Source organism: Bacteroides sp. NSJ-48, from assembly GCF_014287405.1.
Lineage (GTDB): Bacteria > Bacteroidota > Bacteroidia > Bacteroidales > Bacteroidaceae > Bacteroides > Bacteroides stercoris.
Genome location: NZ_JACOOD010000010.1, coordinates 23,711 through 46,594, shown reverse-complemented (window position 1 = coordinate 46,594; position 22,884 = coordinate 23,711). Strand labels below are relative to the sequence as shown.

The 22,884-nt window shown below is 49.7% G+C and carries 16 protein-coding genes; 5 read left to right on the top strand and 11 right to left on the bottom strand.

The window, feature by feature from the left end; all coding sequences use genetic code 11:
- Positions 1-63: 63 nt before the first annotated feature.
- From H8S52_RS06655 to H8S52_RS06645, 3 genes are read right to left on the bottom strand one after another with little or no spacing between them, the layout of a single operon-like run.
- Positions 64-390: a DUF5056 domain-containing protein gene (locus H8S52_RS06655; RefSeq protein WP_060385434.1), complete on the bottom strand. Its 327-nt coding sequence runs from the start codon at positions 388-390 to the stop codon at positions 64-66.
- On the bottom strand, positions 374-922 hold the full coding sequence (locus tag H8S52_RS06650) for an RNA polymerase sigma factor (protein ID WP_186909516.1): 549 nt from the start codon (positions 920-922) through the stop codon (positions 374-376). Before H8S52_RS06650 ends, H8S52_RS06655 begins: the two co-directional genes overlap by 17 nt.
- Positions 919-1,602: a DUF6249 domain-containing protein gene (locus tag H8S52_RS06645; protein ID WP_186909515.1), complete on the bottom strand. Its 684-nt coding sequence runs from the start codon at positions 1,600-1,602 to the stop codon at positions 919-921. The genes H8S52_RS06650 and H8S52_RS06645 overlap by 4 nt, the downstream gene beginning before the upstream one ends.
- Before the next feature lie 146 nt (positions 1,603-1,748).
- Between H8S52_RS06645 and H8S52_RS06640 the strand changes: the two genes are divergently transcribed.
- Positions 1,749-3,227, top strand: coding sequence for an rRNA cytosine-C5-methyltransferase (locus tag H8S52_RS06640; protein ID WP_186909514.1), 1,479 nt, complete (start codon positions 1,749-1,751; stop codon positions 3,225-3,227).
- Positions 3,228-3,243: 16 nt separating this feature from the next.
- Here the strand turns inward: H8S52_RS06640 and H8S52_RS06635 are convergent, their stop codons facing one another.
- The 6 genes from H8S52_RS06635 to H8S52_RS06610 all read right to left on the bottom strand — a co-directional run bounded on the left by H8S52_RS06635 (position 3,244) and on the right by H8S52_RS06610 (position 12,589).
- Positions 3,244-4,473, bottom strand: a complete 1,230-nt coding sequence (locus H8S52_RS06635; protein ID WP_186909513.1) for a TolC family protein — start codon at positions 4,471-4,473, stop codon at positions 3,244-3,246.
- Between the two features lie 55 nt (positions 4,474-4,528).
- Positions 4,529-7,675, bottom strand: a complete 3,147-nt coding sequence (locus H8S52_RS06630; protein ID WP_186909512.1) for an efflux RND transporter permease subunit — start codon at positions 7,673-7,675, stop codon at positions 4,529-4,531.
- 11 nt (positions 7,676-7,686) lie between these two features.
- On the bottom strand, positions 7,687-8,913 hold the full coding sequence (locus H8S52_RS06625; protein ID WP_186909511.1) for an efflux RND transporter periplasmic adaptor subunit: 1,227 nt from the start codon (positions 8,911-8,913) through the stop codon (positions 7,687-7,689).
- A 113-nt stretch (positions 8,914-9,026) separates the two neighbouring features.
- Positions 9,027-9,434, bottom strand: a complete 408-nt coding sequence (locus tag H8S52_RS06620; protein WP_016661773.1) for a DUF6769 family protein — start codon at positions 9,432-9,434, stop codon at positions 9,027-9,029.
- A 62-nt stretch (positions 9,435-9,496) separates the two neighbouring features.
- Entirely contained in the window at positions 9,497-10,876 is a 1,380-nt protein-coding gene (locus H8S52_RS06615; protein WP_186909510.1) for an FAD-dependent oxidoreductase, read from the bottom strand.
- Positions 10,877-10,954: 78 nt separating this feature from the next.
- Entirely contained in the window at positions 10,955-12,589 is a 1,635-nt protein-coding gene (locus H8S52_RS06610; protein ID WP_060385443.1) for an ABC-F family ATP-binding cassette domain-containing protein, read from the bottom strand.
- An 86-nt stretch (positions 12,590-12,675) separates the two neighbouring features.
- On the opposite strand from H8S52_RS06610, the gene H8S52_RS06605 reads away from it, so the two are divergent.
- From H8S52_RS06605 to H8S52_RS06595, 3 genes are all read left to right on the top strand, one after another.
- On the top strand, positions 12,676-13,077 hold the full coding sequence (locus H8S52_RS06605) for a response regulator (protein ID WP_117906882.1): 402 nt from the start codon (positions 12,676-12,678) through the stop codon (positions 13,075-13,077).
- 151 nt (positions 13,078-13,228) lie between these two features.
- Positions 13,229-16,357, top strand: a complete 3,129-nt coding sequence (locus H8S52_RS06600; RefSeq protein ID WP_016661772.1) for a TonB-dependent receptor — start codon at positions 13,229-13,231, stop codon at positions 16,355-16,357.
- A gap of 13 nt (positions 16,358-16,370) precedes the next feature.
- Positions 16,371-17,861, top strand: a complete 1,491-nt coding sequence (locus H8S52_RS06595; RefSeq protein ID WP_117917606.1) for a RagB/SusD family nutrient uptake outer membrane protein — start codon at positions 16,371-16,373, stop codon at positions 17,859-17,861.
- Between the two features lie 155 nt (positions 17,862-18,016).
- Here the strand turns inward: H8S52_RS06595 and H8S52_RS06590 are convergent, their stop codons facing one another.
- Positions 18,017-18,847, bottom strand: coding sequence for a hypothetical protein (locus H8S52_RS06590; protein ID WP_181989557.1), 831 nt, complete (start codon positions 18,845-18,847; stop codon positions 18,017-18,019).
- An 82-nt stretch (positions 18,848-18,929) separates the two neighbouring features.
- Between H8S52_RS06590 and H8S52_RS06585 the strand changes: the two genes are divergently transcribed.
- Complete coding sequence (locus H8S52_RS06585) at positions 18,930-20,354, top strand: CCA tRNA nucleotidyltransferase (protein ID WP_005657121.1); 1,425 nt, start codon at positions 18,930-18,932, stop codon at positions 20,352-20,354.
- Between the two features lie 248 nt (positions 20,355-20,602).
- Here H8S52_RS06585 and H8S52_RS06580 read toward each other — a convergent pair whose 3' ends face one another.
- Complete coding sequence (locus H8S52_RS06580; protein ID WP_117906855.1) at positions 20,603-22,846, bottom strand: inorganic phosphate transporter; 2,244 nt, start codon at positions 22,844-22,846, stop codon at positions 20,603-20,605.
- Positions 22,847-22,884: the final 38 nt, after the last annotated feature.

Below are 22,884 nucleotides of genomic sequence, written 5' to 3'. Positions count from 1 at the left end.
ATTGTTCTGTAAGGAAGTTTATTTATTCTATGAGGAAATTACCGTTTGCGATTTCCAAAGCGTTTAAGCCAATGAACATATTTTGCGATAGAGCAGGAAGAGTAATACTATGCCCGCAACCAATAAAGATTTGGGATCAAGTTCGGTGACTCCGCTTTGGGCAGCGGCGGTGAGTGTTTCACGAAGTGTACCCAATACCTGTTGCAATCCGTCGAAAACAAAGAACAGCACTAATGCCAGCGTGAAACAGAACGTAACCCATACTTGTGAAATCCGTCGGGTACGGTCGGGCAAATGGCGCATCACACGGCGGGTGAAGCCATTGTCGGGTATTTCTTGCCGGTTTTCGGCAAAGAAATCAATCAGGAGTTTATCATTGTTTTCCGTCATAACCATTTTGTTTTAAGTAGGTAGCCATTTTTTCTTTGGCCCGCGACAGGTGGCTTTTTACTGTTCCTGTCGGGTAGCCGGTAATGTCTGCAATCTTTTCTATACTTTGGTCTTCCATATAAAAAAGAGTGATACAGGTCCGTTCCGTTTCTTTCAGCATATTCAGCGCACGGTAAATGTCCATGTGCCGCCCTATGTCGTTCTGCTGCGTACTGTATTGAGCGTCTACCCGGCGTGTTTCCAGACTGTCGGTCTCCTTACGGGTGCGAAGATAATCATAAAATACATTATAAGCAATACGGTATAGCCAGGTGGAGAAACTGGACAGGTTTTTGAATGAGGAGAGATTTGTGTATGCTTTAATGAATGTATCTTGCGCCAGGTCATCGCTCAATTCGCTGTCGCCACAAGTCAGGTGCAGAAAAAAACGCCGTACGGACGACTGATACTTTCCTACTAACCGGTCGAAGGCCCTGGTGTTGCGAAACACCACGACCTGTGCGACTAACGATATATCATTGAGCTGACTCATTTTTCTGCATTCTTTTCCGGAAAGACGGTTCTTGCATTATCGGATTTATCATTGCTTTTAGGAACTCTGTCTTGCTGCGTATAGTAGATGACGAGCTGTCCGAAGCCTGTGAACATGACAAGCAGGCCTATGCAGCCAAGTCCGAATTCTTCGGTAATGGCCCAGAGGAATATGAACAGCCCGATACCGACGAACACATTCTTGATTCCTTTACTGCGGATATCTGTCGAATCGGCTTCTTTAAACAGATTTTCCGGCAGCGGTTGTCCGCTGGCTAATGCTTGTTCCACCAGGCGATATTTGGCTTTCCGGTTTTTATAGCGGAAGAAAAAGATGATGAATACGATGATTAAAGGAAAGCCGAAAACGAACACAATGGCTGTAATCGCAATGACTGCGTCTCTCGTGGCATGTCCGATATTCCAGCCGAAATCGTAAGCACTGCTATGATGCTTGTAATCATTGTCACTTTCTGAGTTACTGTTTGAACTGTTTTCGTAAGTCATGATGCTAAGGGTGTCCGTAACGGCTTTTCCGTCAATCACGGTATCCTTCAATTCTATGACTCTTTGTTTGTTTCCCAGACTGTCATTCTCCGTAACGGTCCGGTTCTTTCCTTGTGCCAATGTGCAAAGCATTAAGGCGGTTGTCAGTGCAAAGATAATGCGTTTCATAATCATGCTGTTTTTTGTTTTTATAGGTTTCTTTGTGTGTTAGACGTACCCATTTGCTTGGAAAGTTGCAAAGAGACGACATTTTTTTTAGAAAAGCTATTATCGACCGCAAAATATTTATACTACCTTTGCGTATTTAAAAAGTAAAACCTATGGAACTACCCGTTTCTTTTGCAGACTATACCCGCACTCTTTTGGGAGATGAGGATTATAAGGAATTAGTGACTTCTTTGGAGTCGGAGCAATCCGTCAGCATCCGGTTGAATCCGCTGAAACCTTTTGCTTTCCGCTCCGGAGAACATGCCGTTCCCTGGTGCACTTCCGGTTTTTACCTGGAAGAACGCCCGACATTTACTTTCGATCCTTTGTTCCATGCGGGCTGTTATTATGTACAGGAAGCTTCGTCCATGTTTGTTGAGCAGGCTCTGAAGCAGTATATGGGTGAGGAACCGGTAGTGATGCTCGACCTTTGCGCCGCTCCGGGCGGTAAGTCGACGCATATCCGAAGCCTCCTTCCCGACAATAGTTTGCTGATAGCCAATGAGGTTATCCGCAACCGTTCTCAGATACTTGCCGAGAATCTGACCAAGTGGGGGCATCCCGATGTGGTGGTTACCAATAGCGACCCGTCGGACTTTACACCTTTGGAAGATTTCTTCGACGTGATATTGACGGACGTGCCCTGCTCCGGTGAGGGTATGTTCCGCAAAGACCCTGTTGCCATAAGCGAGTGGAGCCCGGAGAATGTGGAAATCTGTCGGCAGCGGCAGCGGAGGATTATTGCGGATATCTGGCCTTGTCTGAAAACGGGCGGCATACTGATATATAGCACTTGTACTTATAACACAAAGGAAAATGAAGAAAACATCCGTTGGATAAGGGATGAATTCGGTGCAGAGGTGCTTCCGCTCGATGTTGCGGAAGAGTGGAATATAACGGGTAACTTGTTGCAGGGAGAATCCTTTTCCGTTTATCGTTTCCTGCCTCATAAGACACAGGGAGAGGGCTTCTTTCTGGCAGTTCTCCGGAAGCCGGGCATGAGCGTCCGAAACTCCGGGGATAAGCAACTCATTTCCCTGGCAATTGCTCCTGAAACTCCAGGGCTTAGAGTAGAAAAGTCTAGGGAAAAGGGACGTAAAGTCCAGGGAAAAGGGAAGCAAACTCCGGGACTTTCCAAAGAGCAGCTTGCGATATTACAGAAGTGGATTTTTACTGCGGATAAGTATGAGTTTATCCAGAAAGGCGGCAATGTCAGCGCTTTCCCAAAATGTTATCTTCCGGAACTGTCTGCATTGCAGTCGTCTTTACGTATTGTACAGGCTGGATTGGAGATTGCCGGACAGAAAGGTAAGGATTGGATTCCCAGTCATGCCTTGGCTGTGAGCGGGATATTGGTATCGGATGCTTTCCCTTGTGAAGAAATATCGTATGAACAGGCCATTGCCTATTTACGCAAAGAGGCTGTCACCCTTTCGGATGCAGCCCCTCGCGGAGTTGTTTTGCTGACATATAAGCATGTGCCTCTCGGATTTGTCAAGAATATAGGTAACCGTGCCAATAATCTTTATCCGCAGGAGTGGCGTATCCGTAGCGGCTATTTGCCGGAGACGGTGGTGAAAGTGCATTCTTGACTTGCTTCCACCTTCATCACAGTTCGTTCTTATATATCCGCGCCATTGCTTTCTGGTATTGGTTTTCCAGTTGCAGGAGATTTGTTTTGCTTTGGTAAACGACCGAAACTTCGACGAAATACTCTATCATACTGATTTGTCCGCCTACAAGAGCCTGTTTCAGTAAAGTCAGGTCCTGCTGTTCCTGAAAGGTCCGTTTGTATTCCTGCATGGAAGCGTCCAGGTTACGGGCTTCTTCGTAGAGCTGCCATAATTCGGAGCTTGCTTTTACTCTTGCATTATCTTTCTGGAAGTCGATGTTCATGGCTTGGGCTTTGGCTATCTTCACTTTTCCTTTATTTGAAAACAGCGGGAAAGAGAAGCCTACGACAACACCGTTCAGCGGATGTCCCGATTCGGTATTGCGACGATAGCCCAACTCCAGTTTCGGCAGCCACCCTTGCTTGCTTGCTGAAATGGACTTGCGGGCTGCAGCGCTTTCGCTGTCGAATGATTGCAGAGAGGGAGCGGCGGCAAGCTGTTCGCTGCATACCCGATGGAAATCGGTTGGCAACGGAACCAGGGGATAGTCCGTCAGTCCGAGGGCTTTGGCGGTAGGTACGGCGGGGCCGTCGGGGAAAGGACGTCCGGGAGTAAGCGGCTGGTTGCCGTTCAGTACCAGCAGTTCCTTGATTTTATTGTTCAGGGCAGTACTGTTCATGCGCGATTCGGTACGTACATTCAACAGTTCCAGATTGATTTTATTTGTTTCCAGGGCATTGGCATCTCCCGTAGCCAGCCGTTTGGCATACATGGCAGCCAGCTCCTCTGCATTCTTCAGCCGTGCATCGAGCAACTCCTGCTGGTGTTGCAGCATGATGATGTCCAGGCACACTTCTTTGGCTTGCAGCAATATCTGCTGGCGCATGGTTGCAGCCTGTGCATCCAGTGCTCCGGTTTTGAGACGGTTCATCTTTCCTCTTGTTATGTATAAGGTGGGAAAGTCGAAGCTTTGGGAAACCACCATTTCCCCTACGGTTTCATTGCTGTTTTTAGAGTCCCAGAGATGGGCGTATGAGAGGGTGGGATCAGGCAGGTTGTTTTCGGTCCTGCTCTCCAGCTTCTGTGATGAGATAAGTTGTGCATTGGCTTGCAACTCCTTGTTGTTGGCTTCTATCTGGCGAAGCACGGAGTCAATGCCGGTTTCCTGCGCCCTCATCCCCATGCAGGCGAGGATGGTGGCGGTGAATATAAATAGTTGCTTCATATCTTCTGTTATTAAGTTTTTTATTGATCGTTATAACGGGATGGCTGTCCGGTCATTACGGGTACATCTCTTCTTTCTTTCCGTGCATCATCAGGTAAACAATCGGAATGATGAAACCGTTCAGGAAAGTGGAAGTCAGCAATCCGCCCAGAATAACTTTTGCCATGGGACTTTGTATTTCATTACCGGGCAGGTCGCCGCTGAGTGCCAACGGAATCAATGCAAGCGCACTGGACAGTGCCGTCATCAGGATAGGATTCAAACGGTCCAGCGAACCGCGTATCACGCTGTCGTACACACCGTATCCCTCTTCCTGCTGCAAGTGGTTGTAATGACTGATGAGCAGCATGCCGTTTCGGGTGGCGATACCGAAGAGCGAGATAAAGCCGATGATAGCCGGAATACTGACTTCGCCCGTTGTGACGAGCAGGGCGAATACACCGCCAATCAGTGCCAAAGGCAGGTTGATAAGGATAATCGCACTTTCCTTTACGCTACGGAACTCATGGTATAGCAGCAGGAATATCACTACGATAGACATGAATGAAGTCAAAGCCAGCGTGCGGCTTGCAGCCTGTTCGCTTTCAAACTGGCCACCGTATTCGATGTGATAGCCTTCCGGCAGTTTTACCGAGGCGTCCACACGCTCTTGTATGTCGTTTACCACGCTGCGCAGGTCGCGGTCGGCAACGTTGGCGGAGATTACGATTTTCCGTTTCACGTTCTCGCGGCTGATAGTGTTAGGTCCCATTGCCGAGCGTACTTCCGCTACATAGTTCAGCGGTATCTTTTGTCCGTTGCCGGTATCGAGCATCAGGTTACGTATCTTTTCCATCTCATCTCGCAAATCATCCTTTACGCGTACGGTGAGGTCGAAACTTTTTCCTTTTTCATATACCTGGGATACGGTTTCGCCGGCAAGGCATACGTTGACAAACTCCGAAAACTCCGGCAAGGAGATGCCGTATTTGGCAAGCACTTCCCGTTTGGGAGCGATGATAAGCTGCGGACGTTCAATCTGTTGCTCCACGTTCAGGTCGGCAATGCCGGGAATGTCCTGAATGGTATTCTTTATCTCATTGCCCAAAGCGAACATGCGGTTCAAATCGTCGCCGAACAGTTTAATGGCTATATTGGCTTTCGTACCCGACAACATGGCATCGATACGGTGGCTGATAGGCTGGCCGATTTCCACATTGGCGCCTACAATTGTACCCAGCTTTTCACGTACATCGGCCACCAGCTCGCTGCGCGAACGGTCTTTCAGCTCGAACGGAGCTTCGATTTCCGATACGTTCACGCCTAAGGCATGTTCATCCAGTTCGGCACGTCCCGTCTTGCGGGCTACGGTTTGTATTTCGGGGATGGAAAGCAGTAGTTCTTCGGCACGATGTCCCATCTTGTCGCTCTCTTCCAGTGAAATGCCCGGCAAGGATGATATGTTGATTGTGAACGAACCTTCGTTGAACGGCGGCAGGAACGAGCGTCCCAATGTGAAGAAGCAGGCAAGCGCCACTGCAAACAGACCGATGGTTCCGCCCAATACGCTCTTCTTATGACCCAGCACAAAAGCAAGCGCTGCACCGTACCACTCTTTCATCTTGCGTGCTACGGGCGAATCGCCGGTGGAACGCTTTTCGTCTTTTATCTTTTCTTTGCCCAGCAGGTAGGAGCACAATACAGGTGTCACCGTCAGTGCCACAACCGTAGAAGCTGCCAATGCCACGATGAAGGCAATGCCCAAAGGTACAAGCATACGGCCTTCCATGCCGCTCAGGAAAAACAGAGGAACGAAGCTTACCACGATAATGAGCGTGGAGTTCAGGATAGGCATACGCACTTCTTTGGAAGCGTTGAATACAACTTCCAGTATCGGCAGGCGTTCCGCTTCCGGTTTCATCCGGTTCTCCTGCAAGCGTTTGTACACGTTCTCCACATCGACAATGGCATCGTCCACCAGCGAACCGATGGCGATAGCCATACCGCCGAGGCTCATTGTGTTGATGGTGAATCCCATATAGTGCAACGCCAGCAGCGAAGCTATCAGCGATAAGGGAAGCGTCACCAATGAGATTACGGTAGTTCGTACGTTGGCAAGGAACAGGAACAGTACGATAACAACGAATATACCGCCTTCAAACAGTGATTTCTGTACGTTGCTGATGGAACTTTCTATAAAGCGGCTTTGCCTGAAAATATCGGTGCTGACTTTTACATCGGGTGGTAGGTTCTTCTGTAAGTCCTTGAGGGATGTTTCCAGTTTGTCGGTCAGTTCAAGCGTGCTTGTGGCGGGTTGCTTGGTTACGGTCAGCAGCACGGCGGGTTTGCCGCGTTCGGAAGCCGTACCCAGCTTCGGCAGTTTGGCTCCGATACGTACATCGGCAATGTCTTCCAGCAAAATGGGGGAAGCGGAATACGGAGCATTGGAAGTTGCTGGCTGGGCACTGCCGTCCTGCAATTTGACAACAGCCTTTGCCAGTTGCTCCACCCGGTCGGTGGAGATGACACCGCGCACGATGTATTCGTTTCCGTATTCATAAAGCACTCCGCCGTTGGCGTTCAGATTCATTTCACGCGTAACGTTCATCACTTCGGTAAGGGTTACGCCATAATGCCGCATCCGTTCCGGGTCGAGTTGAATCTGATACTCTTTGATGTCGCCGCCCAGTACGGCAACTTGCGCCACGCCGCCGGTAGAAAGAAGGCGCGGACGGATAGTCCAGTCGGCTATGGTGCGCAGGTCGAGCATGGAAGTCGAGTCGGCGGTAAGTCCTACAATCAGCATCTCGCCTAAGATAGACGATTGCGGGCCAAGCGTAGGCTTGCCTACATTGGAGGGAAGGGACTCGCTGACAACGGCCAGTTTCTCGCTTACAATCTGGCGTGCCAGGTAGACATCCGTTTCCCAGTCGAACTCAACCCATACAACGGAAAACCCGTTGGTGGAAGAAGAACGTACCCGGCGTACTCCCGTAGCACCGTTTACAGCCGTTTCAACAGGAAAAGTAACCAACTGTTCCACTTCCTCGGCTGCCATACCGTTGGCTTCGGTCATGATAACCACGGTTGGCGCATTCAGGTCGGGAAACACATCCACTTCCGTGTGCATTGCGGTATACGTACCGCCTATCAGCAGCAGTACCGATGCCACCAGCACCAGTATGCGGTTCTGAAGAGAGAAATGTATTATCTTGTTTAACATGACTGTACTGTTTAGTGTTCGTGGCTATGTGCCGGAATTGCATTGGTAGCGCCTGCAAGTTTCACCTGATAAGCGCCTTGAGTCACCACTTTGTCGCCTGCCTTGACTCCGGAAAGGATTTGTACCCGTTCGCCGTTATCGGCTCCAAGAGTGACCAGTTGTTTCTTGTATCCTTCCTCATCCACTTGCAGGTATACGAAGAAGCTGCCTTGTTCCTCGGTCAGAGCCGTATGGGGGAGCGAAATAACATTCTCCATAGGCGAGGAGAGCAGGAATATCTCGACAAATGAGCCGGGAATGATATCCCCTTTGTTGTCGAATTCAAAAGTGATGGGCACATAATAACCGTTGTCGCCCGATGCCTTTCCGTAAGAGAGCAGGCGACCGTTCAGGTCTTTCAGTGTATATACCTTATTGTTGTAGGGAGTGCAGAAGTTGGCGGAACCGATGGTGCGGAGATACGGATAATATTTTTCCGAAACATCGGCGCGCAGGAACAGTCTGCGGTTTTGAGTGATGCTTACGAGCGGCTGTCCCACGGTTACATAATCGCCTTCCTTTACCAACAGGTTTTTCACGTATCCGCTGATGGGAGAGGTTACCGCCTGCCCTTGGGCCGAATGGTTCTTGGCAACGGCTTCATAGCTGATACGGGCATTCTCATACGTCTGTCGGGCTTGAGCAAAGTCTTTCTCCGAAACGATTTTATTGGGGAGAAGTTCTTTCATCCGTTCATACTCTTTTCGGGCTGTTTCGTAAGCGATGCGCGCTCTTTGTACGGGGTCGCCGTCCGCCATATTCTTGGACGACAGCACCACGAGGGGAGTACCTTTGCCAACACTCATGCCCTCTATGACTTTTCCGTGAAAAGAAACGACACCTGCTACGGTAGCTACGGCAACGCTTTCGTCGCCTTGTGCGGCCATAACCTGCCCGCTGGTTTTAATCACCTGATTGAAAACGCCCGGTTCGATGGTGCTTACGGCTACTCCGGCAGCCTGCGCCTTGGCCGGGGGCAATATGATTTCGTCGCTATGTGCGGCAGCGGCTTCCCCACCGTGGTGGTGTCCGTCGTCATGGTGGTGGCCGGGGCCTTCGTTTTCATGGTTGTGCCCTTCGTGGTCATGTCCCGCATGGGCGTGTTCTTCCGTTTCGTGATTGTGTCCTTCACCGGACTTGCTGTTGCAGGAGCCTAACAGGAATAATCCTATGACTCCCATGAATAGAATTTTCTTCATGATAATTGTTTTTGTCCTTACTTGTTTAGAAATGCAAAATTAGGGAATGGTCGGTGTAACCGGGTTGCATACATTCCTGTGCCGGCAGGAGAACCGTTTCCGGCAACTATCGGTCAAGCAAGGACGGAAGGGGGCGCACGAAGCCCTGTGGCACGTGTGATGAACGTGCCGTGAAGAGATTCCAGGTAGACAAACTCTTGCCTGATACCCGTTTCCTCGGGCAGAGCCAGGAGCTTGAGAAGCGGTTCGGTAAATAATGTGTTCACCCACACGAAACACGGATGTAGGTTACTGTTGTCCGAGTTGGGTGTCTGTTGGAAGAAATGGGTGGTCATACATCCGGTGTCGCAGCAGCAATGTTCGCTGCAAGGGCCCTGATGCTGGCAGCACCCGTCGGACGGCAGGTCGTTTTTCATGCAGATTATGCCGTCTTCGTGGTGATGATGGGGAATGACAGGTACTATCAGCATAATCATGCTGATGAAGAACAGAAAGTATGCAATGTACCTTTTCGTTTTCATCCCTCTCTCTTTGATTGGTCGCAAAGATAGAAGTTAATCACTTAACTGCCAAACCCAAGATGCTAAAAAGCCTTGAATAAATCATTTAATCCTTCGCTCATACTGGGATGCGTAAAGATGAAATCCCGCAGAATGCTGTAATGCAAATCATTCTTCATGGCAAGCGATACTAAATTGATGACTTCGGGCGCATCGATACAAAACAGGGTGCAGCCTATTATGCGTCCCGTATGTGCATTGACAATGGCTTTCATCATACCGTCTATCTGCTGCAAGGTACGGGCACGCGGTATGGCGGCAGCCGGCAACCGGGACACTTGAAGCGAATAACCGCGTTTTACGGCTTCCTCTTCGGTCATGCCGATATGCGCCAACGGCGGATCTGTAAAAATGACGTATGGAACCGGAATCCTGTCATCGGTCTTTCGCTTTTTATTGCCGAACAACCGGTTGGTGATAATGCGGAAATCATCCAGGGATAAATAATCATACAAGGCTCCGCCTCTTACGTCTCCCATAGCCCATATATGCGGGGCGGTGGTCTGAAGATGTTCATTGACGATGACAGCTCCCCGGGTGTCGGTTCGTATGCCGGCTACGTGCAGGTTGAGGCCGTCGGTCATCGGTCTGCGTCCGGTGGCAAGCAACAGTGCGTCTCCTTCCCAAAAATAGGGGGTATCGTCGGAATTGTCCGTATAGGTCAATGTTATGCCATCGGCAGTGTCGTATACGGACAGGGCGTAGGCGTTCAAACGTATCTCGATGCCTTTCCTTTTCAGAGATTCCAGCATGGATTCCGCAATGTCCCGGTCGGCTTTGGGCATAAAGCGGCTGCCCGTTTCCAATAACGTGACTTTGCTTCCAAACCCCGCATACATGGTGGCAAACTCCATTCCGATAGCGCCGGCGCCAAGAATGAGCAGGCGTCCGGGAAGTTTGCTCTGTTGGAGTAGCGTTTCGCTGGTGAATACATGCTTGCTTGCATCGATTCCTTTCACGGCAGGCAGGATAGGGGTAGCTCCCGTATTGATAAAAACTTCCTTTCCTTTAAGGAGAATTTCCTTTTTATCGTGCGAGACGACCTTTACCGTATCGTCGGATACAAAAGATGCCGTACCGTCATACAACGTAATATTGGGGTGCTCCTTGATACGCTCGTGATTCTTGTCCCGCAAGAATGATACGAGCTTGTTTTTCCGCCTTATGGCGAGTGCATAATATTTGGCCTGATTGCCGTAGTCGTCCCGGTAGAGCCGTTCGGCCTGTTCCGATTCGTAAATCAGCGCTTTGGTGGGTATACACCCTACATTCACACATGTTCCTCCGTACATCTGCGGAGAACGTTCGATGATTGCCACTTTCCAGTTGCGGTTGGCAAGTTCGGCAGCCAGCAGTTTTCCGCCTTTGCCGAACCCTATGATGATAGCGTCATATTGTTTCATTTCATTCGTAATTAGGAATTTGTGGCAATGAAACAATAGGAACTGTTTGTTTGTTGCGGGAAGTAAGTTAATGAAAGTTTACCGTTCCAGTTCGCGAAGCGAATCCATTTTCTTCTTTTCAAGGAATTCATAGATGCCGCTCAGGTGCTCGGTCACCCGCTTGTTGCCGAACTCGTACACTTTGCTCACCAGTCCGTCCAGGAAGTCACGGTCGTGGCTCACAAGTATCAGTGTACCGTCGAAGTCCATGAGTGCCTGTTTCAGAATATCTTTGGTCTTCATGTCCAGGTGGTTGGTAGGCTCGTCCAGAATTAGCAGGTTTACGGGTTCCAGCAGCAGCTTAATCATGGCAAGGCGTGTGCGCTCGCCACCGGACAGCACTTTCACTTTCTTCATGGACTCTTCCGGTCCGCCGAACATGAAAGCTCCCAGCAGGTCGCGAATCTTGTTGCGGATTTCTCCTTTGGCTACGTCGTCGATGGTTTGGAATACGGTCAGGTTCTCATCCAGCAAGGATGCCTGGTTTTGGGCGAAATAGCCTATTTGTACATTGTGTCCGATGGTAAGCGTTCCTTCGTGTTCTATTTCTCCCATGATGCACTTTACCAATGTGGACTTACCTTCGCCGTTCTTGCCTACGAAAGCCACTTTGTCGCCTCTCTCTATAGTGAGGTTGGCATTCTTGAACACAACATGGTCGCCGTATGTCTTTCCTACGTTCTCCATAATCACCGGATAATTGCCGGAGCGCGGCGAGGGCGGGAATTTCAGCCGCAATGCCGAAGTATCTTCTTCGTCCACTTCCAGAAGCACCAGCTTCTCCAGCATCTTGACGCGGCTCTGCACTTGCAGGGTTTTGGAATAGGTTCCCTTGAAGCGTTCGATGAATTCTTTGGTTTCGGCGATGAACTTCTGTTGGTCGTCGTATGCCTTTTGTTGTTGTTCGCGCCGCTCTTTGCGGAGTTCCAGGTATTTGGAGTAGTTTACTTTATAGTCGTAGATTCGTCCCATGGTCACTTCAATGGTACGGGTCGTGATGTTATCCACAAACTTGCGGTCGTGGCTGATGACGATGACGGCTTTCCCATTGTTGATAAGGAACTCTTCCAGCCATTGGATGGACTCGATGTCGAGGTGGTTGGTAGGCTCGTCCAGCAGCAGTACGTCAGGTTTTTGCAGCAACAGTTTGGCAAGCTCGATGCGCATGCGCCAGCCACCGCTGAAATCGCTTGTCTGGCGGTTGAAGTCCTCTCTGGTGAATCCGAGGCCGAGCAATGCCTTTTCAACGTCCTCTTCGTAATTGGTGGCATCGATGGCATAAAACTTCTCGCTTAGGGCAGACACCTGTTCGATAAGCTCCATGTAACTGTCGCTTTCGTAGTCGGTACGGGTCTCCAGTTCCTTGTTCATGCGGTCTATCTCTGCTTCCATCTCGTGCAGGTGGGCAAAGGCCTGTGCCGTTTCCTGAAAGACGGTACGTCCGTCTTCCGTCATCAGATGCTGGGGCAGATAGGCGATGACACAATCTTTCGGTGCGGAGATTTTGCCGCGGGTGGGCTGCCGCACTCCGGCGAGTATTTTGAGTAATGTACTTTTTCCGGCTCCGTTCTTTCCCATGAGGGCGATACGGTCTTTTTCGTTGATTACGAAGGATATGTCACTGAATAAGGTTGTGCCGCCGAATTCTACGGCGAGTCCGTCAATAGAAATCATTATGTCGTTTTTAAAAATAAGGTGCAAAGATAATGCAAATATATTATTTTTTATACCTTTGTCTCGGACAAACAATAATACAGGTTATGGAAATCGATAATCAATCGGTAGATTACCGTCCGCTCATCCTTGTTGCGGAAGACGATGATAGTAACTTTAAGTTGATAAAGGCTATTATAGGGAGAAAGTGTGAGATAATGTGGGCGAAGAACGGTGAGGAGATTGTCTCTTTGTTTCGTGAATACCGTGACAAGGCGGATGCAATACTGATGGATATTAAGATGCCTGTAATGAATGGTTTGGAAGCTACGCAAATTATACGCCGGGAGGGCGGAACATTGCCTGTTATCATGCAAACGGCCTATGCTTTCTCTGCCGACCGTGAAAATGCCATAAAGAGCGGCGCTTCGGAAGTATTGGTAAAGCCCATTACATTGAGCGCCTTGCGCAACTGCTTGAGCAGTTACCTTCCCCGACTGGAATGGTAGGTTTTCCGCAATGAAAAGATAACTGTATCTTAGGGCTTGTGGAAAAACATCCTCACAAAGAATTCTCAAAAGAATGCTGAACAAAAATTAAGCAGGTTCTGAACAAAATTTCTATTCTTCTGTTAATGAAGTCTAACCAAAATTTAACGGAATGAATAGTAAACTGCGCTTTTTATTAATATCACTGTTTATATTCTTCGTGGCAGCATTACAGGCTTCTGCAGACGGTGATATCCGTGTATCGGGCGTTGTGATGTCGGAAGGAGAACCTTTGCCGGGAGCATCGGTATTGGTGAAAGGTACTCACAACGGAACGGTAACTGACGTTGACGGGAAATATACCCTTACCGTACCGGCGGACGGTACGCTGGTCTTTAGCTTTATCGGACTGAAAACCACAGAACAGAAAGTCAATGGACGCACAGTTGTCAATGCGGAATTGCTTCCGGACAGCGAACAACTGGATGAGGTAATGGTGGTGGCTTATGCCACTGCCAAGAAGTATAGCTTTACGGGAGCGGCTTCCACGGTAAAGGGGAGCGAGATTGCCAAGATGCAGGTGTCCAATGTATCGCGTGCGCTCGAAGGTACGGTTTCCGGACTTCAGGCAAGTGCGCCCAGCGGCCAGCCGGGTACGGATGCCGAAATACGTATTCGCGGTATCGGCTCTATCAATGCGTCAAGCGCCCCGCTTTATGTGGTGGACGGCGTCCCTTTCGACGGTAGTATCAACTCCATTAATCCGGAAGATATAGCTTCGCTGACGGTACTGAAAGATGCCGCTTCGGCTGCTCTCTACGGTTCGCGGGGAGCTAACGGTGTCATTATCATAACCACCAAGCAGGGACATACCGACTCGAAAACCACGGTCAGCATCAATGCCAGCTTCGGCGGTTCCAACCGGGCTATCCGCGATTACGACCGTGTCGGAACCAATCAGTACTTCGAACTCTATTGGGAAGCTTTGCGCAACCAATATGCTCTGAATTCGGATAAATATACTCCGCAGACCGCAGCCGCCCAAGCCTCGAAAGACCTGGTAGGCAAGCTGATGGGCGGCGGCCCTAATCCCTACGGACCCAACTATCCGCAACCTGTAGGTACGGACGGCAAACTGCTTGCCGGCGCTACTCCGCTTTGGAATGTGGATTGGCAGAAGGAAATGGAACAACAGGCATTGCGTACGGAAGTCGGATTGAATGTTTCCGGTGGCGGAAAGACCAACCAGTACTATTTCTCGGCCGGCTATCTGAACGACAAGGGTATTGCCCTTGAGTCCGGTTACCAACGCTTCAACTTGCGTTCCAACATTTCGAGCGAGATAACCCGTTGGTTGCGTGGCGGTGTGAATATGAGCTATGCCCACTCCATACAGAACTATCCGGTTTCGTCCGATGCCAAGACGAGCAATGTCATTAACGCCGGACGTCTAATGCCCGATTTTTATCCTGTGTATGAGATGAATGCCGACGGTACATATAAACTCGACTCGGAAGGAAAGCGGATTTACGACTTTGGTTCCTACCGGCCGTCGGGCGCTACAGCCAACTGGAACCTGCCTGCAACCTTACCCAATGATAAATCCGAGCGTATGCGGGACGAGTTCTCCGGACGTACTTTCCTTGAGGTCACTTTCCTTGAAGGGTTGAAATTCAAGACCAGCTTCAACTTCGACCTGATAGACTACAATACGCTGGATTATACCAATCCCAAAATTGGTCCTGCCGTCAATACGGGCGGTGGAGCAAGCCGCGAATATACCCGTACCTTCTCCTGGACATGGAATAACATCGTGACCTACGATAAGACTTTCGGCGAGCATCACTTCAATATCCTTGCCGGACAAGAGGCTTACTCTTACCGTTACGATGTGTTGCAGGCGGCACGAAGCAACATGGCTGTGCCCGATATGCCGGAACTGGCTGTCGGTTCGCTTGTAACCGCAGGCACGGGCTATCGCATCGATTATTCACTGTTAGGCTATCTTATCAATGCCCAATATGACTACCGGAGCAAGTATTTCTTCTCCGCTTCCTACCGTCGCGACGGTTCCTCGCGTTTCGCACCGGGTACACGCTGGGGCAATTTCTGGTCGTTGGGAGCTTCGTGGCGCATAGACCGCGAAGCGTTCATGCAGAATACCGCCGACTGGCTTTCCGCCCTGACCTTAAAGGCCAGTTATGGCGCGCAGGGCAATGACAACTTAGGTACGTATTATGCCAGCAGCGGACTGTATTCTATCGTTTCACAGGCAGGTGAGAATGCTTTGGTGTCCGACCGTCTTGCAACGCCCGATTTGAAATGGGAGACTAACCTCAACCTCAATGTAGGTATCGACTTTTCATTGTTCGATAACCGTTTCTCCGGTTCGTTCGATTTCTTCCAGCGTCGTTCCAAAGACCTGCTGTATTCCCGTCCGTTGGCAACTTCCCTGGGTTATACTTCTATGGACGAGAATATAGGTGCATTGAAGAATACGGGCTTTGAAATAGACCTCAAAGGAACGCTCATACACACCCGTGATTTTATGTGGCGTATGGGTGTCAACCTTACGCACTACAAGAACGTGGTGACCGACCTTCCGCTGAAAGACATGCCCGTTACCGGAGTTACCCGCCTGAAGGAAGGGCGTTCGGTCTATGACTTCTACCTGCGCGAATGGGCAGGGGTAGACCCGGACAACGGCGACCCGCTGTGGTATAAGAACGTGAAGGATGAGCAGGGCAATATCACCGGACGCACCACCACCAATGACTATGCTCAGGCTGATTATTACTATGTGGACAAATCCTCGCTCCCTAAGGTGTATGGCGGGTTCAACACCGCTTTCTCATACAAGGGTTTTGAGTTATCCGCCATCTTTGCCTACAGCATAGGCGGTTATATCGTAGACCGTGACGTTACGATGCTGTGGAGCAACGGAAGCAATCCGGGACGTGCCTGGTCTACCGAGATACTGAAACGCTGGACGCCGGAAAACCGCTACACGGACGTGCCGGCCCTGAAAACAGTGTCCAATAACTGGAACTCCAACTCCACCCGCAATCTGTTCAACAATTCGTATCTGCGGATGAAGAACATCACGCTGTCCTACAACTTCCCGCAGCCGTTGATAAAGAAAATCAGCCTGAACAGCCTGCAACTTTTTGTACAGGCGGACAACCTGCTGACTTTCTCCAAGAATCAGGGACTGGACCCGGAGCAGGGCATCACAGGACTGACCTATTACCGTTATCCTGCCATGCGTTCCATTTCGGGCGGGCTTAATGTTTCATTCTAAATCACTGTTAACAATGAATACTTTCCTTAAAAATACAGCAATCCTCGCAGTGGGATTATTATCCGTCTTGTCCTCGTGCAGCGGAGACTTTCTCGACAACAAACCTACGGACGCCGTAGATTCGGGTATCGTCCCCGTACCTTCCAATGCCGGACGTATCTTCAACGGTGCATGGTATAACTTGTTTGAGTACAGCAGTACGTATGCCAATATCGGCTATCGTGCCCTGATGTTGCAGGACGACATGATGGCGGACGATGTGGTGTCGCGTCCGATGTATGGTTTCAACTCATCCTACCAGTTTAACGATGTGGGGATGCCGGCCAACAACCGCACCGCATTTGCCTGGTATCTGATGTACAAGACTATCGACAATTGCAATACCGCCATTTCCATTACCGCGACCGGTGATGATAATACGGCCGATTTCCGCCATTCCCAGGGGCAAGCCTACGCTTTGCGGGCTTTCTGTTATCTGCATCTGGCTCAGCACTACCAGTTTACTTACCTGAAAGATCCTTCCGCACCGGCTGTTCCTCTTTATACGGAACCTACCGCCTCTACGACAGAGCCCAAAGGGAAGGCTACCCTGGAAGAGATATATACGCAGATATTCAAAGACCTGAATAAGGCTAAGGAGCTTCTTGAAGGGTATGTCCGTCCGGACGACAAATCCAAGTTCAAGCCGGATGTAAGTGTTGTCAACGGATTGCTGGCACGTGCCTGTTTGCTTACCGGACAATGGAATGAAGCCGCCGGGGCTGCACTTGAGGCGGCTGAAGGATATACTTTGATGACGGATGCCAAAACGTATATGGGCTTTAACGATATATCCAATACCGAGTGGATGTGGGGGCATCCCCAATCTGTGAGTCAGTCCGACGCCAGTTATAATTTCTATTATATTGATGTGGTGACTCCCGATGCGTATAACAGTTTTATGGCCGATCCGCATTTTAAGGACATTTTCGAAACGGGGGATATCCGTCTGGAGCTGTTCCAGTGGATGCGCGAAGGCTATTTGGGTTATCGCAAGTTCCGCATCCGTGCCGACCAGACCGGTGATATCGTTGTGATGCGTTCCGCCGAGATGTATCTGATAGCTGCGGAAGCACTGGCTCGTGAAGGACGGTTGGAGGAAGCTGTGAAGCCGTTGAACACATTGCGTAATGCCCGCGGACTTGCCGATTATGACCTGGCAGGCAAGACGCAGGAACGGCTTGTCGATGATATTCTGCTGGAACGCCGCCGCGAATTGTGGGGTGAGGGATTCGGCATTACCGATATTCTCCGTACGCAACGTTCGGTAGAACGCATGCCGTTGACGAAAGAGGAAGCGGAGAAAACGTACGATTGCTGGCAGCAGGGAGATACTTATAGGGAATATAACCCCGAAGGTCATTGGTTTACTTCCTTTCCCGACGGAACGAAGTTTGTGCCGAACAGTGTGTATTATCTGTATGCCATTCCGGAAAAGGAGACGAATGCGAATCCTAATCTATAGGAGAGGAGTGTTGGGAAGTGATTGATGTTTTTTTAGGCACGGGATTACGCAGAATTACACGGATTTATTTTATTCTTTTTCCGCGTAATTCCGTGTAATCCCGTACCTAAAAATAGTACCCTGAATAGTGCGTAACCGGCATATCTTCAGATTTGTTACTCCGTCTTCTTACTTTCTCTTTCCTGCATTTTGCGTTTCACGAACTCAATCTTCAAGTTGGCCTCTTCCATATTCTTCTTGATTTCCGTGATGGAAGACAGCAGTTGCGCCAGTTCATAGACAGCTGCCACCGCCTTGCGGTCGTTCGGTGTCATGACAGTGGCATAGGAACGTTCGCCAAGATAGTGTACGCGGATATTCTTGTCTTTATTCAGATTGAGGAAAGCGATTACATTACCGTCTTCGCCCAGCTTATAGTCCGCTTTCTCTATCTTCTCGCCCAAATCGGTCGTTTCATAGCTGTCCTTGGAAGCCGGGGTTTCGGCAAAACTGCCGTCGGGTGCAGTGACTTTCACTGCGAGGTGATGGATGTTATGCGGGCCGCAATAGATGGAAGTCATGCTCATCACTCCGGTCTCATCTACCTGAAAACGCAGGTAAGAGCGGTGCAGGTTCTTTTCTATCACTTGTGAGGGATGCAGGTAATTGCCGATTTTTTGATATTCGGCATCTTTCTCGAAAGTATAATTCTTCTTGATGGCATCCACCTCTTTTTGTTTTTCCTGGAGCATACTGTCGAGGTAGACCAGCGTTTTCTCCTGTTCTTTCAGTTCCACCTGCTGCATCAGTCCGATACCCTCGCGGCGTGTTTCAAAGGCCTTCGGATAGAGTATCTTGATGCTGTCAATCTGAATCTTCGCTTCGCTGTAATCTCCGCGTTCAAACGCTTCGCGGGCTGCCTGGAGTTTCTCTCCTGCTTTTTTCTCTACATTGCTGCAAGAGAAGAGCGTGCAGCAGAGGCACGCAAGGAATGCTGCTTTCTTCATAATTTTCATTCTTGATGTTAGTGGGGGCAAAAATAAAAAATAATATCCGTATCTTTGCACCCTCAAAATGATTTATTGACAAATGATTGAATTGACGACAGAAGAACTGAAGCAGCGTTTCAGTGACAGCATATTTAAGCGGATTTCCGAAACAGCGGATGAATTGGGACTGGAGTGCTACGTAGTCGGCGGCTACGTGCGCGACATATTCCTGCAGCGTCCTTCCAAAGACATCGATGTGGTAGTAGTGGGCAGCGGCATTGCAATGGCCGAGGCGCTTGCCAGGCGTTTGGGACGCGGCGCTCATCTTTCTGTTTTCAAGAATTTCGGGACGGCGCAGTTGAAGTATCACGGTACGGAAGTGGAGTTTGTGGGTGCACGTAAAGAGTCCTACACGCACGACTCGCGCAAACCGATTGTAGAGGACGGCTCGCTGGAAGACGACCAGAACCGCCGGGATTTTACTATCAATGCCTTGGCGGTCTGCCTGAACAGTCAGCGTTACGGCGAGTTGGTAGACCCCTTCGGCGGCATGGCGGACATGAAGGAGAAGACCATCCGCACGCCGCTCGACCCGGACATCACCTTCAGCGACGACCCTCTGCGCATGATGCGTTGTATCCGCTTTGCCACCCAACTGAATTTCTATATCGACGATGATACTTTCGAATCCTTATGCCGCAACAAAGAGCGCATCTCCATCATATCCAAAGAGCGCATTGCAGACGAGCTGAACAAGATTCTGCTTTCTCCCGTTCCGTCCAAAGGATTTATAGACTTGGACCGTTCGGGCCTGTTGCAGCTCATCTTCCCGGAACTGGTTGCCTTGCAAGGCGTTGAAACCCGTAATGGCAGGGCGCATAAGGACAACTTCTACCATACGCTCGAAGTGCTCGATAATATTAGCAAAAAGACCGATAACCTCTGGCTGCGCTGGGCAGCCCTTCTGCACGATATAGCCAAACCGGCGACCAAACGCTGGGAACCTCGTGCCGGATGGACATTCCACAACCATAACTTCATCGGCGAGAAGATGATACCCGATATCTTCCGGAGAATGAAGCTTCCCATGAATGAGAAGATGAAATACGTGCAGAAGCTGGTAGGGTTGCACATGCGTCCCATAGTGATAGCGGATGATGTGGTGACCGACTCGGCCGTACGCCGTCTGCTGTTTGAGGCTGGCGATGATATAGACGACCTCATGACCTTGTGCGAGGCCGATATCACTTCCAAGAACATGGAGCGCAAGCAGCGCTTTCTGAACAACTTCCAACTGGTGCGTCAGAAACTGAAGGACTTGGAAGAGCGCGACCGTATCCGTAACTTCCAGCCTCCTGTCAGCGGTGAAGAGATTATGAAAACATTCAATCTTCCCCCCTGTCAGCAAGTGGGTGCATTGAAGAGTGCTATTAAGGATGCCATATTGGACGGCGTCATTCCCAATGAGTATGAAGCTGCCCGTGCGTTTATGCTGCAACGGGCGGAAAAAATGGGGCTGAAATAGGCCACTCTATGGAAGAAAACAGGGAGTGTGTCAAAATTCAATTTTGAGGAGATAAACTTTTAACTTGAAATTTGCACATTCTGAAAGAATCGAGGAAAGGGTCGTATCATAACTCTCAAAGTGGAGTTTGATACGACCCTTTTAAAGGTTATAATTACAATCTGTAACTTTTCAGAGGCTCATTTTAGTTTTGACAACCTCTTAGCAAAATGTATATCGCTTGACTTTCGGTTGATAAAGGAATGTCCTTACTCTTCCGCCTGGAATTTTCGGCTCACCTTCATCAGGTTGATGGAGTAGGTCACAATATTCTGTGCTTCCTGTATCATCGTCAGATACACCATGCTTACCTTAATGCTGCCGGACTGGCTTTGAATGCGCTGTAACTCTTCGCGTTTCAGGTGAGCGAGCTGGCCGTTCAGGTCGTTGGCTTTGTGTATATCTTCCTCGAAGTTATTGTAGTTGTTGTTCTCCAGCTTGTGGCGGCACACCTGCAACAGGTAAACGATGTCTTCCGTTACATCGGCAAACTCACCTTTCTGGATGGTGTCGAGCGGTTTGAAGTTATTGTCGATATGCTCCAGACACGGTTCGCAAAGACGTCCCACACTATATACCAGTTCGCTGGCAAAGTCATTGCCCTGGTAGTAGTAAAGTCCTTTTTCGAGCACCGTATTGTTGTCCAGGCGGCACATGGCAAGCGTACCGGTACGTTTCATTTGTTTAATCAGTTGTTTCTCGAACTTCACGGAACCCATTGCCCGGCGCAGTCCGCGCAGGTTTTCGTGCAGGAAAGCGGTGACGGTGCGTTCGAAGTTATCTTCCGTAAATTCCAGTATTTTACCTAATTCCTCACGGGTGTGCTTGCGCAGCAATTCCAGAATTTCCATGTTGTCTGTGCTCTGCATCAGTTGCTTGATGGTAGCGTTTCCTTTTTCCTTCTCTTTGCGCTTCTTGTACATTATTTGGCTGCGTATCAGCATGAATACTGCCAGACCGATAAGGGCGATGATAGCGATTGTACCGCCGAAATGAATTACGAAGGTAACGAAGAAACAGATGGTAAACGCCGCTCCGGCAGTGATGAACCAGCCACCGATAACGCTCAGTACGCCGGTGATACGGAATACGGCGGAGTCACGTCCCCAGGCGCGGTCGGCAAGGGAAGTACCCATAGCCACCATGAAAGTAACGTAAGTGGTGGAGAGCGGGAGTTTCAGTGAGGTACCCAGGGCAATCAGCAGGCCGGCAAGTACCAGATTGATAGAAGCACGTACCAAGTCGAACGCCGCACCGTCGGCAATGATGGCTTCGTCCTTTTGGAAACGGGTCTCAATCCAGCGTTTGCCGCTTTCGGGCATCACTTTGGAAAGTCCGTTGGCTATCGTCATACTGAAACGTACCAGTGTACGTGCTATGGGAGTGCTGCCGAAGCTCTCTTCACCTTCGTCCTGGCGGGAGAGGTCGACGGAAGTCTTGATTACATTGTGTGCTTTCTTGGATGTGCACAGTGCATATACCATGATGGCGCCCGCACCGATAAGGAAGTACCACGGCGTTTTGGCAGGGCCGAGCAGTGAGGTCATCAGGAAGCCGTCGGGACCTGCGGCAGTGCCGTTGGTCGTATAGTCGATGAAAGAGGAGTAACCGGCAAGGGGCACACCTATGAAGTTCACCAAGTCGTTGCCGGCAAAGGCGAGGGCGAGGGCGAAGGTACCCAGAAGCACCACTATCTTGAATACGTTTACCTTGCACCAGTGCAGCACCTGCATCAATATGGTGAAGAACACGAAGAAGCAGCCGATGAGCATAGCAGTGTTCTCCTGTATCCAGTGCTTGTTTTCGGGAGTCATGAAAGAGCTGTCCTTCAAACCTTTTATCAGCATGAAGTAGATGATGGAAGTAGCTGCGATACCGCCGAAGATACCGATGCTGTACTTCATCTTTTTGGTGTAGTTGAAGGTGAAGACGATACGTGCCAGCCATTGCACCAGCATACCGAAGAAGAAGGCGATGGCTACGGATACGAATATCGCCATGATAACGGACAATGCCTTGTCTGTGTTGATAAGATCGCCCAACCCGAGCGTATCGCTGCCGTACACTTTGATGAGGGCGAGGGCAAAGGTTCCGCCCAGCAGCTCAAAGACCATGGATACGGTGGTGGATGTCGGCATTCCCATGGTGTTGAATACATCCAGCAGTACCACGTCTGTCAGCATCACTGCCAACAGGATACACATGATTTCCGCAAAATAAAAATGCTCCGGCTGGTAGATACCGTGACGGGCGATGTCCATCATGCCGTTGGAGAGGGCAGCGCCGATGAATACACCGATACCTGCTATAAACAGTATCGTCTTGAAAGATGCTGCTTTGGCTCCGACAGCAGATTGTAGAAAGTTAACCGCATCATTACTGACACCCACGACGAGGTCGAAGACCGCGAGGACGAACAGAAAGATGACAATGCATAAGTAGATAGTTTCCATAACATGTATTTTATTTCCGGTTGCAAAGGAACGTGTTT